This is a genomic window from Vibrio sp. SS-MA-C1-2 (assembly GCF_021513135.1).
Taxonomy (GTDB): Bacteria; Pseudomonadota; Gammaproteobacteria; order Enterobacterales; family Vibrionaceae.
Genome location: NZ_CP090981.1, coordinates 2,747,749 through 2,762,460, shown reverse-complemented (window position 1 = coordinate 2,762,460; position 14,712 = coordinate 2,747,749). Strand labels below are relative to the sequence as shown.

The 14,712-nt window shown below is 40.5% G+C and carries 10 protein-coding genes and 1 pseudogene; 10 read left to right on the top strand and 1 reads right to left on the bottom strand.

The features are described from left to right. Positions 1 to 148: 148 nt before the first annotated feature. On the bottom strand, positions 149 to 1,438 hold the full coding sequence (locus tag L0B53_RS16855; RefSeq protein ID WP_235060752.1) for a citrate synthase: 1,290 nt from the start codon (positions 1,436 to 1,438) through the stop codon (positions 149 to 151). Positions 1,439 to 1,824: 386 nt separating this feature from the next. Here L0B53_RS16855 and sdhC point away from each other — a divergent pair, with 386 nt between their 5' ends. The 10 genes and pseudogenes from sdhC to L0B53_RS16805 all read left to right on the top strand — a co-directional run bounded on the left by sdhC (position 1,825) and on the right by L0B53_RS16805 (position 14,546). Beyond that, positions 1,825 to 2,199, top strand: coding sequence for a succinate dehydrogenase cytochrome b556 subunit (gene sdhC, locus L0B53_RS16850; protein WP_409202815.1), 375 nt, complete (start codon positions 1,825 to 1,827; stop codon positions 2,197 to 2,199). Beyond that, positions 2,193 to 2,540, top strand: a complete 348-nt coding sequence (sdhD, locus tag L0B53_RS16845; RefSeq protein WP_235060750.1) for a succinate dehydrogenase, hydrophobic membrane anchor protein — start codon at positions 2,193 to 2,195, stop codon at positions 2,538 to 2,540. The genes sdhC and sdhD overlap by 7 nt, the downstream gene beginning before the upstream one ends. After that, positions 2,541 to 4,306 (top strand): annotated as a pseudogene (gene sdhA, locus L0B53_RS16840) (succinate dehydrogenase flavoprotein subunit). 18 nt (positions 4,307 to 4,324) lie between these two features. Continuing rightward, a complete protein-coding gene (locus L0B53_RS16835) occupies positions 4,325 to 5,044 on the top strand; it encodes a succinate dehydrogenase iron-sulfur subunit (protein ID WP_235060749.1) in 720 nt (239 codons plus the stop codon). Between the two features lie 256 nt (positions 5,045 to 5,300). Next, positions 5,301 to 8,132: a 2-oxoglutarate dehydrogenase E1 component gene (gene sucA, locus L0B53_RS16830; protein ID WP_235060748.1), complete on the top strand. Its 2,832-nt coding sequence runs from the start codon at positions 5,301 to 5,303 to the stop codon at positions 8,130 to 8,132. A 1-nt stretch (position 8,133) separates the two neighbouring features. Beyond that, on the top strand, positions 8,134 to 9,348 hold the full coding sequence (odhB, locus tag L0B53_RS16825; protein ID WP_235060747.1) for a 2-oxoglutarate dehydrogenase complex dihydrolipoyllysine-residue succinyltransferase: 1,215 nt from the start codon (positions 8,134 to 8,136) through the stop codon (positions 9,346 to 9,348). Between the two features lie 249 nt (positions 9,349 to 9,597). Continuing rightward, positions 9,598 to 10,764 carry an ADP-forming succinate--CoA ligase subunit beta gene (gene sucC, locus L0B53_RS16820; protein ID WP_235060746.1) on the top strand — a complete coding sequence of 389 codons (1,167 nt, stop codon included), beginning with the start codon at positions 9,598 to 9,600 and terminating at the stop codon, positions 10,762 to 10,764. Next, positions 10,764 to 11,633, top strand: coding sequence for a succinate--CoA ligase subunit alpha (sucD, locus tag L0B53_RS16815; protein ID WP_235060745.1), 870 nt, complete (start codon positions 10,764 to 10,766; stop codon positions 11,631 to 11,633). Before sucC ends, sucD begins: the two co-directional genes overlap by 1 nt. A gap of 533 nt (positions 11,634 to 12,166) precedes the next feature. Next, positions 12,167 to 13,528, top strand: a complete 1,362-nt coding sequence (locus L0B53_RS16810; protein ID WP_235060744.1) for a maltoporin — start codon at positions 12,167 to 12,169, stop codon at positions 13,526 to 13,528. A gap of 175 nt (positions 13,529 to 13,703) precedes the next feature. Next, entirely contained in the window at positions 13,704 to 14,546 is an 843-nt protein-coding gene (locus L0B53_RS16805) for a MalM family protein (RefSeq protein WP_235060743.1), read from the top strand. The last annotated feature ends 166 nt before the right edge of the window (positions 14,547 to 14,712 follow it).

The window sequence follows — 14,712 nt, the reverse complement described above, 5'->3', positions numbered from 1 at the left end:
AAGGGTTAAATATTAGAAGACCGAGCACTATTTTTTCAATCATCTTGTTTATTTCGTTTTTGATACAAAAAAGCCTTCAGTTGTTTCGAAACGTAAGCTCGATTAACTGAAGGCTGATAAGTTAAAATGATGTGGCAATCATTAATCGCTATTCACGTTCATGAAGTGCTTTAAACTCACGCATCGCTTCACCGGTGTAAAGCTGACGAGGGCGACCAATACGGTTGTACTTGTCTTCATGCATCTCATTCCAGTGAGCAATCCAACCAATGGTACGAGACATCGCAAAAATAACCGTAAACATTGAGACGGGAATACCGATTGCTTTTAAAATGATACCAGAATAGAAATCAACGTTAGGGTAAAGCTTACGCTGGATGAAATACTCATCGGATAAAGCGATACGTTCTAGCTCCATGGCAACATCTAGCAATGGATCGTCAATGTTCAATTCATTTAATACATCATGACAAGATTGACGCATTACTGTTGCACGTGGATCGTGGTTCTTATAGACACGATGACCAAAGCCCATTAGGCGGAATGGATCATTTTTATCTTTAGCTCGAGCGATAAATTCTGGGATATTATCTACGCTACCGATCTCTTCCAACATCTTCAAACATGCTTCATTTGCACCACCATGAGCTGGTCCCCATAATGATGCGATACCTGCTGCAATACAAGCAAATGGGTTTGCACCTGATGAACCTGCAAGACGAACGGTTGATGTTGAAGCATTTTGTTCATGATCAGCATGAAGAGTTAGGATTTTATCCATGGCTCTTGCGACAACCGGGTTAACATCATACTTCTCACAAGGATTTGAAAACATCATGTGTAAGAAGTTTTCAGCATAACTTAAGTCATTGCGTGGATAGACGAATGGTTGACCGATAGAATACTTGTAACACATCGATGCCAATGTCGGCATTTTTGATAACAGGCGGAAAGCCGTGATTTTACGATGCTCTTCGTTATTGATATCTAATGAGTCATGATAAAACGCAGCTAATGCGCCAACAACACCAACCATGATAGCCATTGGGTGGGCGTCACGACGGAATCCACGGTAGAAAGTTGCAATCTGCTCATGCACCATGGTGTGTTTACGAACCGTGTGTACGAAGTCTTGATACTCTTCGCTAGTCGGTGGCTGACCGTAAAGTAAAATATAACAAACTTCTAAGTAATTAGCTTTGTTTGCTAATTGATCAATTGGATAACCTCTGTGCAGCAGAATACCTTCATCACCGTCAATATAAGTGATTTGAGACTCACAAGAGGCCGTCGCTAAGAAACCAGGATCAAATGTAAAATATCCATTGGCATTAAGTGATTTAACTTCAATGACCTTGGGACCAATAACTCCATCTAAAATTGGCAGTTCGATGGGATCAAGACCTTCAATATGTAAGGTGGCTTTCTTATCTGCCATAACACTCTCCTTTGTTTATTTTTTATCCTAAACATTGCGACTGTAATTTTTACTCTTACCACCGACAAATGTCAAATTTCATCACCAATCTTACATTAATTGTTAATAAAGTGATAATTTTTAATGTTTTTATTTTTTATGTTTTAATCATGTAGTGGTAATTGTAATTGAATGTTGCACTGGTTATACTGGATATATTGCTGTAGTAACCAGCTGTATTTATGTGATTATTTTTGTTTACAGGCGATGTTTCACTTTATTTTGTGATCTGCCCCAAAACTTGAATTTTTAAATGAATCGTAACGTTGCATTTATGTAATAAAAATGGTTGCTAAAGTATAGGATCTTTCATTATTTTCGCTCAATGGAGCTGAGTGGGTTGTTACGTGAAAAAAAATAGACCAGTAAATTTAGATTTACAGACTGTTCGCTTTCCTATTACTGCGATTGCATCAATTTTGCATCGCGTTTCAGGAGTTATTGTATTTATATCGATTGCTATCCTTTTATGGCTACTTAATCTTTCTCTCTCTTCTGCTGAAGGTTTTTCTCGTGCTGAAGATATTATGAGTGGCTTTTTTGTCAAACTCATAATTTGGGGAATTGTTTCTGCTCTTATTTATCACTTGGTTGTGGGTATCCGCCATCTATGTATGGATATGGGGTACTTTGAAGAGTTGGAGAGTGGCGCAAAGAGTGCAAAAGTCTCTTTTATTATTAGCGTTGTGTTAATTCTAATTGCAGGGGTATGGATATGGTAAAAAATATTACAGCATTAGGACGTAATGGTGTGCATGACTTTATTCTAATTAGAGTTAGTGCCCTTGTTATCCTATTTTATCTTCTTTATATGACTGGGTTCTTCATGTTTGGCCCAGAGATCACTTACCACTCATGGAAAACCTTCTTTTCTCAATTAACGACACAGGTTTTTACACTACTAGCACTAGCTGCACTCTTTATTCATGGATGGATTGGAATGTGGCAAGTATTCACTGATTATATTAAATCAAGTTTACTTAGAGGACTGCTATTAGCGGGCTCTGTTGTGTTGTTAGCTATTTATTTATTGTCTGGTTTTTCTATTTTGTGGGGTATGTAAGTGAGTATTACTGTTCGTGAATTTGACGCCATTGTTATTGGTGCTGGCGGTGCTGGGATGCGAGCGGCACTGCAAATTACAGAGCAAGGCTTAAGCTGTGCCCTGTTATCTAAAGTTTTTCCAACCCGATCTCATACTGTTTCTGCACAAGGTGGTATTACCGTTGCACTAGGTAATTCGCATGAAGATGATTGGCAGTGGCATATGTATGACACAGTAAAAGGTTCTGATTACATTGGTGATCAGGATGCGATTGAATATATGTGTCAAAATGGTCCTAAATCTGTGGTTGAGCTAGAAAAAATGGGATTACCTTTTTCTCGTTTTGACGATGGCTCAATTTATCAGCGTCCATTTGGTGGTCAATCCAAAGCCTATGGCGGTGAGCAAGCGGCGAGAACAGCAGCAGCAGCTGACCGTACTGGCCATGCGCTTCTTCATACCTTATACCAGCAGAATATTAAAAATAAAACCGAAATCTTTTCTGAATGGTACGCACTAGACCTTGTTAAGAATAGTGATGGTGAGATTGTCGGTACAACTGCGATCTGCATGGAAACAGGTGAAGTTTGTTATTTCAAAGCTAAGGCAACGGTATTAGCAACAGGGGGGCAGGTCGAATTTATGCATCAACAACCAATGCTCATATTAATACGGGTGATGGTGTTGGCATGGCACTACGTGCTGGTGTTCCTGTGCAAGATATCGAAATGTGGCAGTTCCATCCAACAGGTATTGCCGGTGCTGGTGTATTAGTAACAGAGGGTTGTCGTGGTGAAGGGGGATATCTTCTAAATAAAGATGGTGAACGCTTTATGGAACGTTATGCTCCTAATGCTAAAGATCTAGCGGGTCGCGATGTTGTTGCTCGTTCAATGATGATTGAAATTCGTGAAGGCCGTGGTTGCGATGGCCCTTGGGGACCTCATATCAAACTGAAACTAGACCATCTAGGTAAAGACGTACTCGAATCACGCCTTCCGGGTATTTGTGAGCTTTCTCGTACTTTTGCTCACGTTGATCCGGTAAAAGAGCCAATTCCAGTCATTCCAACTTGTCATTATATGATGGGAGGAATCCCAACTCAGGTTTCTGGTCAAGCCTTAACTCAAGATGAAAATGGTAACGATCAAGAAGTGACCGGTTTATATGCTTGTGGTGAAATTGCCTGTGTTTCTGTTCATGGAGCAAACCGTTTAGGTGGTAACTCACTACTTGATTTAGTGGTGTTTGGTCGTGCGATTGGCTTACATTTAGGTGAGACACTGCCAAATAAACCGGCAATGAAAGAAGCAACAACTGAAGATCTTGATGCAGCTCTAGCTCGCTTGAATCGTTGGAATTCAACGCAAGAAGGGGAAGACCCTGTTGTGATTCGTAAAGACCTACAAGACTGTATGCAACGAAATTTCTCTGTATTCAGAGATGGCGATGCGATGGCAGCCGGTCTTGAAGAGCTTAAAGTGATTAGAGAACGAGTGAAATCAGCACGTCTTGACGATACTTCAAGTGAATTTAATACTCAGCGTATTGAGTGTTTAGAGCTAGATAACTTAATTGAAACGGCTTATGCAACAGCAGTGGCTGCAAACTATCGTACCGAGAGTCGTGGCGCACATACTCGTTTTGACTTCCCAGATCGTGATGACCAGAACTGGTTAGTACATACGCTTTATCATCCAAGAAATGAAGCAATGACGACGCGTGATGTCAACATGGAACCCGTTACTCGTGAAGCATTTCCACCAAAAGCTCGTACTTACTAATCGGAGAGGATGATAAAGATGAATGTCGTATTTTCAGTATATCGTTACAATCCAGATGTTGATAACGCACCGTATATGAAAGAGTACAACCTTGAGGTTGAAGCTGGCTCAGATATGATGGTGTTGGATGCCCTTATTTTATTAAAAGAGCAAGATCCAACGTTATCATTCCGCCGCTCATGTCGAGAAGGGGTGTGTGGTTCAGATGGCATCAATATGAATGGCAAGAATGGACTTGCTTGTGTAACACCTCTTTCTGACTTAATGGGTGAGAAAAGTGGAAAAATAGTGATTCGTCCACTGCCGGGATTACCCGTTATTCGTGATTTAATTATCGATATGGCACAGTTTTATGAAAATTATGAGAAGGTGAAGCCTTACCTAATTTCAGATGATGCGAATACCACCGCGAAAGGAAATATCCAAACACCTGAGCAGCGAGCTGATTTAGATGGCTTATATGAATGTATCATGTGTGCTTGTTGCTCGACGTCTTGTCCTTCTTTCTGGTGGAACCCTGATAAGTTTATCGGTCCAGCCGGTTTATTGGCCTCTTATCGTTGGTTAGCAGACAGTCGAGATACGGCAACTGAGGAGCGATTATCTGAACTTGATGATGCATTTAGTGTCTATCGTTGTCATGGAATCATGAACTGCGTAAGCTCTTGTCCAAAGAAATTAAATCCAACAAAAGCAATTGGTAACATAAAATCGATGCTACTTAACCGTTCGGTATAAGTTGTTCAATTTAAGTTATCGGTTTATAAATAAAAACGGCTTTCTATTGACGTAATATTAGGTAGTATAGTGTTAATTATTATCGCTGATTATTACCATTAATTGTTAAATAGTAAGCCGTAATATAAAAGAATTAAAAATTTAGCGGAAATCTCATCCTCTCACGTAAAAAGGGGAGAGCGATAATCAAGCTAATGTTGAGATCCTGACAATCTATCAGGAATCATTATGACTTTTTCAAAGGTAAGGGAATAGAATGCAGAACCGCATGATGAGGGAATGGTTTGAAACTTCACATCTTGCTGGCGCAAATGCAACCTATGTAGAAGAATTCTACGAGCAGTTTCTCAGTGATCCAGACTCTGTTGATAGTAGTTGGCGTGAAGTATTTGAACAGTTACCACAAGTAAGTGATGCTAATGAGCAGCCTCACTCTCGTGTTCGTGAATACTTCCGTAAACTGGCAAAAGAGACAACTCATCTGAGTGCGTCAGTGACTGATCCTGATGTTGAAATAAAACAGGTTAAGGTATTACAGTTAATTAATGCCTACCGTTTTAGAGGACATCAACAAGCAAATTTAGATCCTCTTGGACTATGGCAGCGTGATACTGTTGCCGATCTTGAACTTGAGTTCCACAGTTTAACCAAAGATGATCTTCACGAAACATTTAATGTCGGTTCATTTGCTTGTGGTCAAGAGACTATGAAATTAGCCGATTTGCTCAAAGCATTAAAACAGAGCTATTGTGGTTCGATTGGTGCTGAGTATATGCATATTACTGATACGGAAGAGAAACGTTGGATCCAACAGCGTCTTGAATCTGTCGTCGGCCAGCCTTCATTCTCTAAAGAAGAGAAATTAACCTTCCTACAAGAATTAACTGCCGCTGAAGGTATTGAACGTTACCTGGGGGCGCGATTCCCTGGTGCTAAACGTTTCTCTTTGGAAGGTGGTGATGCACTTATCCCAATGGTGAAAGAACTTGTTCGCCATGCGGGAAGCAATAATGCTAAAGAAGTTGTTGTTGGTATGGCTCACCGTGGTCGTCTTAACATGCTGATTAATGTCTTGGGTAAAAAAACTCAAGATCTGTTTGATGAGTTTGCGGGTAAATATGGTGAAAGTTGTGGAACAGGTGACGTTAAATATCACCAAGGCTTCTCAGCTGATTTTGCCACACCGGGTGGCAATGTTCACTTAGCTTTGGCGTTTAACCCTTCACACTTAGAGATTGTTAACCCTGTTGTTATCGGTTCTGTTCGTGCGCGTCAAGATCGCTTAGATGATAATACCGGTGAAAGAGTCGTTCCTATCTCTATTCATGGTGATTCGGCGATTGCGGGTCAAGGTGTCGTTGCTGAAACCTTTAATATGTCTCAAGCACGAGGTTATCGTGTTGGTGGAACGGTTCGTATCGTCGTCAATAACCAAATTGGTTTTACCACATCAAACCCTATTGATACTCGTTCTACACAATATTGTACTGATATTGCTAAGATGGTTCAGGCGCCTATCTTCCATGTTAATGCCGATGATCCTGAAGCGGTTATTTTCGTTTCTCGCTTAGCACTTGATTACCGCAATGAGTTTAAACGCGATGTGGTGATTGATTTGGTTTGTTATCGCCGCCACGGTCATAATGAAGCCGATGAGCCAAGTGCGACTCAGCCATTGATGTATAAGAAGATTAAACAGCACCCGACACCAAGAAAGCTTTATGCTGATGTACTGATTGAGCGCAATGATACGACCATTGATGTTGCTACGGGAATGATCAATGAGTATCGTGATCAGCTCGATCGCGGTGAGTGTGTGGTTCCAGAATGGCGTGAAGTTCAAAGTTTCTCTGGTGATTGGCTCTCTTATGCGAATGATGATTGGACGATGGAGTGGCCAAATCGCTTTGGTCGTGAACGTCTCGTTGATCTGGGTGAAAAGATTTGTCAATATCCTGAAACTCATCAGTTACAAAGCCGAGTCAATAAGCTTTATAAAGATCGCCGCTCAATGATGGCAGATGAAAAAGCCATTGATTGGGGAATGGCAGAAATCCTTGCTTATGCAACCACCTTAGACGAAGGACGCCGTATCCGTTTATCGGGGCAAGATTCTGGTCGTGGCACTTTCTTCCATCGTCATGCGGTATTGCATAATCAAACCGATGCCAGCACTTATATGCCCCTTGCCAATATTCATCAAAATCAAGGAACCTTCCAAGTTTTTGATTCGGTGTTATCTGAAGAGGCGGTATTAGCCTTTGAATATGGTTATGCGACAACAGAACCTCAAGGCTTAACTATTTGGGAAGCACAGTTTGGTGATTTCGCAAATGGTGCGCAAGTTGTTATTGATCAGTTTATTAGTTCGGGTGAACAGAAGTGGGGACGCTTATGTGGTTTAACCATGTTGCTTCCTCATGGTTATGAAGGTCAAGGACCTGAGCATTCATCAGCACGTCTTGAACGTTATTTACAGCTTTGTGCAGAGCAGAATATCCAGGTGGTCATCCCATCAACACCTGCTCAGGTTTATCACATGTTACGTCGACAGGTCTTCCGTCCAATTCGTCGTCCATTGATTGTGATGTCACCAAAATCATTGCTTCGTCATCCGTTATGTATTTCAACGATTGATGATTTAGCGGAAGGGAATTTCCAGCCTGCTATTCCTGAGATTGATGAATTAGATCCAACCCAAGTTAAACGTGTTGTCTTCTGTTCTGGTAAGGTTTATTTCGACCTATTAGAGCAGCGCAGAAAAGATGAACAGCAAGATGTCGCGATTATTCGTGTCGAACAGCTTTACCCATTCCCATATGATGATGTAAAAGCTGCGATTGCTGATTATCCACAAGTTACCGACTTTGTTTGGTGCCAAGAAGAACCACAAAACCAAGGTGTTTGGTACTCAAGCCAACATAACTTCCGCTCAGTCTTACCAAAAGGTTCTGAGTTACGTTATGCCGGTCGTCCAGCCTCAGCATCACCTGCTGTAGGTTATATGTCAGTGCATATTAAACAACAAAAAGCGCTAGTTAATGACGCATTAACCTTGAATTTAGAATTAGAAAATAAGGAACATTAAAATGACAATTGAAATTCTGGTTCCAGATTTACCTGAATCTGTAGCTGATGCAACGGTTGCAATCTGGCACAAAAAACCGGGTGATGCCGTAACTCGCGATGAAGTCTTAGTCGATATCGAGACAGATAAAGTCGTTTTAGAAGTTCCATCCGCTGCTGATGGTGTCTTGGAATCTATCTTAGAAGAAGATGGTGCAACGGTACTAAGTAAACAATTGCTTGGGCGTATTGTCACTGATGTTGTTGCCGGCGAGCCAACAAAAGAGAAAGCGGAAGGTCAAGAATCCTCACCAGATAAGCGTCATAAAGCGAATTTATCTGAAGAGAGCAATGATGCATTAACACCGGCGATTCGTCGCCTATTGGCAGAGCATGATTTAGATGCTACTGCAATTACAGGGTCAGGTGTTGGTGGTCGTATCACTCGTGAAGATGTTGATGCCCATTTAGCCCAAGTAAAAGCGCAAGCAAAAACGGCACCTGTTGCGGAACAAGCTGATCTAGCACCTGTTTCACATCGTAGTGAAAAGCGTGTACCAATGACACGTCTTCGTAAACGTGTGGCTGAGCGTCTACTTGAAGCAAAAAATAGCACAGCAATGTTAACGACCTTTAATGAAGTTAACATGAAACCAATTATGGAGATCCGTAAGCAGTATCAAGAGACATTTGAGAAGCGTCACGGTGTTCGTCTTGGTTTTATGTCTTTCTATGTGAAAGCGGTTGTTGAAGCGCTAAAACGTTATCCAGAAATCAATGCGTCTATTGATGGTGATGAGATTGTTTATCACAATTTCTTTGATATCAGCATGGCCGTTTCGACGCCTCGTGGCTTAGTAACTCCAGTCTTAAAAGATTGTGACCTTTTAGGTTTAGCGGATATCGAGAAAGGCATCAAAGAGTTAGCCATCAAAGGTAAAGATGGCAAACTAACCGTCGATGAATTAATTGGTGGTAACTTCACCATTACTAATGGCGGTGTTTTTGGCTCATTAATGTCAACGCCAATCATCAATCCACCACAAGCGGCAATCTTAGGAATGCATAAAATCCAAGATCGTCCAATGGCGGTAGATGGTAAAGTTGAAATTTTACCAATGATGTATTTAGCTCTCTCTTATGACCACCGTTTAGTGGATGGTCGAGAGTCTGTTGGTTTCTTAGTCACGATTAAAGAGTTGCTAGAAGATCCAACACGTCTACTGTTAGATGTTTAATAACAATTAAAAAATTGGTAGTGAGTGATGCCCATACTGAGATATTTTCTCATACAAAATGGATAGCTTACTACCAATGAATATACAGACATTATATTTGACTTATTAAAGTCAGTTTCGCCCCAAGTACTGGTTTTATTCCAAGTACTGGTTTCGCTCCAAGTTATTCTAGAAAAATAGAGAGCAAACTATAGATGGGAAAAGTCAATGTATCTATTAGTCAATGGATATTAAAACGGATGTAATACCATGAATCTACATGAATATCAGTCAAAACAGCTGTTCGCTGAATATGGGTTACCTGTTTCAGAAGGTTTCGCATGTGATACACCTCAAGAAGCCGCAGAAGCAATCAACAAAATCGGTGGCGATAAGTGGGTTGTAAAATGTCAAGTACACGCTGGCGGTCGCGGTAAAGCGGGTGGCGTTAAAGTTGTAACAACAAAAGATGAGATCCGTGAGTTCTCTCAGCAGTGGTTAGGTAAAAACTTAGTGACCTACCAAACGGATGAGAAAGGTCAGCCAGTGAGTAAAATCCTTGTTGAAGCGTGCTCACCAATTGCTCAAGAACTTTACTTAGGTGCGGTTGTTGACCGTAGTACTCAGCGTGTTGTTTTCATGGCATCGACTGAAGGCGGCATGGAAATTGAAAAAGTTGCAGAAGAGACACCAGAAAGAATTCATAAAGTTGCGCTTGATCCATTAGTGGGTCCGCAACCTTTTCAAGGTCGTGAATTAGCGTTTAAGTTAGGTCTTAAAGGCGATCAAATCAAACAGTTTACTAAGATCTATTTAGGTCTAGCAACGTTAATTGTTGAACGTGATGTTGCATTGGTTGAAGTGAATCCATTAGTGATCACTGAAGACCAAGATCTACTTTGTCTTGATGCAAAGTTAGTGATCGACAGTAATGCACTTTATCGTCAGCCTAAACTACGTGAAATGCACGATCCAAGCCAAGAAGATGCGCGTGAAGCTCATGCAGCACAGTGGGAATTAAACTACGTTGCACTTGATGGCTCTATTGGTTGTATGGTTAATGGCGCAGGCCTTGCGATGGGAACCATGGATATCGTTAATTTGCACGGTGGTAAACCGGCAAACTTCCTTGATGTTGGTGGCGGTGCGACAAAAGAGCGTGTAACTGAAGCATTTAAGATCATCTTATCTGATAACAACGTTAAGGCGGTATTAGTTAATATCTTTGGTGGCATCGTACGTTGTGATCTGATTGCTGAGGGTATTATCGGTGCGGTTGAAGAAGTGGGTGTTGAAGTTCCCGTTGTTGTTCGCCTTGAAGGTAACAATGCAGAAAAAGGAACAGAGAAACTTGCAGAAAGTGGTTTAAACATCATTGCAGCTACATCATTAACAGAAGCAGCAGAGAAAGTTGTTGCAGCATCGGAGGCTAAATAATGTCAGTGCTTATTAATAAAGAGACCAAAGTTATCTGTCAGGGTTTTACCGGTGGTCAAGGTACTTTCCACTCTGAGCAAGCTATCGCGTATGGCACAAAAATGGTCGGTGGTGTGTCTCCGGGTAAAGGTGGAACAAAGCATTTAGGTCTGCCAGTCTTTAATACCGTTGAAGATGCGGTGAAAGAGACCGGCGCAACGGCTTCGGTAATCTACGTTCCAGCTCCATTCTGTAAAGATGCAATCTTGGAAGCGATTTCTGGTGGTATTAAGCTGATTGTTTGTATCACTGAAGGTATTCCAACATTAGATATGCTTGAAGTGAAAATCAAGTTAGATCAAGCTGGTGTACGAATGATTGGCCCTAACTGCCCTGGAGTCATTACTCCTGGAGAGTGCAAGATCGGTATTATGCCGGGTCATATTCATCAACCCGGTAAGATCGGGATTGTATCTCGCTCTGGAACCTTAACTTATGAAGCGGTTAAGCAGACAACGGATGAAGGTTTTGGCCAGTCAACCTGTGTTGGTATTGGTGGCGACCCAATCCCGGGTGCAAGTTTCATCGATATTTTAGAGTTATTCCAAAACGATCCTGCAACTGAAGCGATTGTGATGATTGGTGAAATTGGTGGCACAGCAGAAGAAGAAGCAGCTGAATACATTAAAGCCAATGTGACGAAGCCTGTTGTCTCTTATATTGCGGGTGTGACTGCGCCTGCAGGCAAGCGTATGGGACACGCGGGTGCAATTATCTCTGGCGGTAAAGGCACAGCTGAAGATAAGTTTGCTGCACTAGAAGCGGCAGGTGTTCGTACTGTGAAAAGTTTAGCGGATATCGGTCAAGCACTACGCCAAGCGATCAGTTAAGTTTTACTTTTTGTTTTAGATAAGCACTTATATTCTGAATGTAAGTGCTTTTTTTTGTACTTAGCAAAATAGCAGCATAAATACAATTGTGAGTTTCATCTCATTTTTAATTTTTTACATTATTTTTATATAAATAGGATTATTAAGGGTAACTTTTTCTATTTAGACCAAGTCATGAAATTTTATTGATTAATTAGGTAAGTTAAATGTGATCTTTATCATACTTTTCATTAAATTATCAGTGAACCTATCTTCTTAACTGCTTTCTAAATGACGATTTTAATCCTCATACCGTGATCTCTGTCACTCATCCCTCACTCATCCTTTCATCCCCCCCCTAATTAAGGAGGATGGTTTGTTATACAAATATTGCGAAAATAAAATGGCTAAAATTAGTTATTGAAATGAAAGAATTTATTTCCCGTAAATTTGTTATTGATTTTAACTCAAACTAAAAAGTAGGTAATGATACCGTTATCTATTTGATATTCACTTACTCGATATTGTATGGATACTCCATTAGGGATTTGTAAATGAAATTCGGAAAAATTTGTTTAACCGCTGCAGCAGTTTCTGCAGCACTTATGTCTGCATCTTCTTTTGCTGCTGCGGGCCCAACTGACTTCTTTGGTTACATGCGTGCTGGTGTTGGTGTGAGTGGCGCAAATGGCGGTCAAACCCAATATGAAAAAAATAACGTAGGCCGTCTTGGTAATGAAAATGATGTCTATGGTGAAATCGGTATTGGCAAGGATGTTTTTCAGGAAGATGACCTAAAGTTCCGTGTTAACTCAATGATTGCTGTTACTTCTAACGGTTCGAATGACTGGGAAGGCACTGAAGGTGATGATGCTCAGTTTGCACTTCGTCAGTTTAATGTTGAATCTCAAGGCATTTTAAACTTTGCGCCAGAAGCGACATTGTGGGCAGGTAAGCGTTACTACCAACGTCACGACATTCACATTACTGACCGTTACTACTGGGATATCTCTGGTGCGGGTGCAGGTGTTGAAAATATCGAAGTAGGTCCTGGTAAGCTAGCTGTAGCGTGGGTTCGTTCTGATAATTCAGGTGATTTCAACTCTGCTGGGGCTGCTGATGGACCGAATGATCAAAGCATCAATGTTAATATTGTTGATGTTCGTTATGCAGGTATTAACTTATGGTCTGGTGCACAACTAGAACTAGGTTTAGATTACGCAATTACTAACCCTACCTCTTCACAAAATGATCTAAATACCAATAATGGTTTGATGTTTACTGCAGAAATGACCCAATCATTATTGGGTGGCTTTAACAAGACGGTTGTTCAATTTGGTACAGAAGGTTATGCTGCACCAATGGTTTATGGCGGTGCGGGTAGTTGGTATGGCGTTGCTGATAAAGATGATGCATCAGCTTACCGTTTAATTAACCATGGTGTAATTAGCCTAAATGAGCGTTGGGATATCTCTCATCAACTACTTTGGGCTTCAACCATGAATGATCTTGATAAAACTCAAGATGGTGATGTGACTAACTTCTCTGCAGTAATTCGCCCAGAATTTAAGTGGGATGCACACCATAAGACAATTTTTGAAGCTGGCTATTATAATAATGATAGTGGTGATATTGAATCCACTAAACAAGTAGCTAATACTGGAACGCATGATGCAGACGATGACTGGGTTCCTGCTGAATACACTACAGAAACAGCTCAAGACTCTTCAGGTCAGAAATTCACTTTAGCACAAGCTTGGTCTGCAGGAGATAGCTTCTGGGCACGTCCTGAATTCCGTCTATATGCAAGTTACCTAATGGATAACGACAATGCCAATGCATTTAAAGGCGGCGATTTTAAAGCGGGTGATGCGACTGAATGGAACTTCGGTATCCAAGTTGAGGCTTGGTGGTAAACAATAGATACCTGAAATAACAAAGGTATAATTGACTCGAATATGATAGCCAGTCTTTAAGGCTGGCTCTATTATTTTATATTTTTGATAACAAGAATAAGCAAGAAAAATATAAAATAATAGAGTAAGGGATGTTTCTCCTCCCATAAAAATAGCCAACTAAAAGGTGTAAAAGATGAAAAAAGTTCTACTTCCTCTCTGTATCACAGCGGCTTTATTGTCAGGGTGTGCGAGCAATGTTCAAGTATTAGATACCGATACAACGTCTCAACAACTGCTTGCTCAAAATACTCAATTATCAAACTTAAACTGGCAGCAAGCTAAATTTCCATCATCGATGACTTTTACTTTGGATGAGAGCAGTCAAACCTTACACTCAGATTTGAGTCAGGGTCCCGTGGCTTCTTTTACATTACCAGCAAATAAAGGATCGATTAATTTTAGTTTAGATAGCTTTGCTAATGCCAGTAATATGAAAAAAGCGTCTGTTTTTTCACCTAATATTGCAATCTTGAATGAAGATAATCAAGTATTAGAAACGTTCAATGCCAGTGAATTTAAATATAAGCCAGCAAAACTATTAGATTCTGATTTGTTAGAAGGGGAGTTTACTTATATCCCTGTTAATAATATGCAGACCATAAAAGTCCTTATCTACACAACTGAATCTGATCTAAACAAAACAACGGAACTTTTACACCCAGCAAAAGCGTATGCCATTGCTCATGGTAATGTTCCGCCAGCGATTCCAGATCCCATCGCCAAACACACAACAGATGGTAAGTTCCGCTTGAAAATTAGTCAGGTTGGTCAGCAACCAGTGATTAATCAAACGCCAATTAAGGCTGATCAAGCCCCAACCTTAGATGAAACAAAAGCTTACTATACGAATGCGATTGAAAAAGCGGTTAAAGATGATCAATTGGATAAAGCGATAACGTTAATGAATGAAGCTGAACAGCTCGGAATTAAAGATGCCAAACAAACATTTATTGATGCGGTAAATGAAAATAAATAATTAATTGAGTTACTGATTTATATTGATAGAAGAAGTTTATAGCCAGTCATTATGTCTGGCTATACTTGTTTTTATAGATAATAAAATTTAGAGTTTCGTCTATATAGGTGTAAAATTCGTGGCAAGAAAAATATATTCTCTTTAGCGATTAAATCGTCCGCTTTTT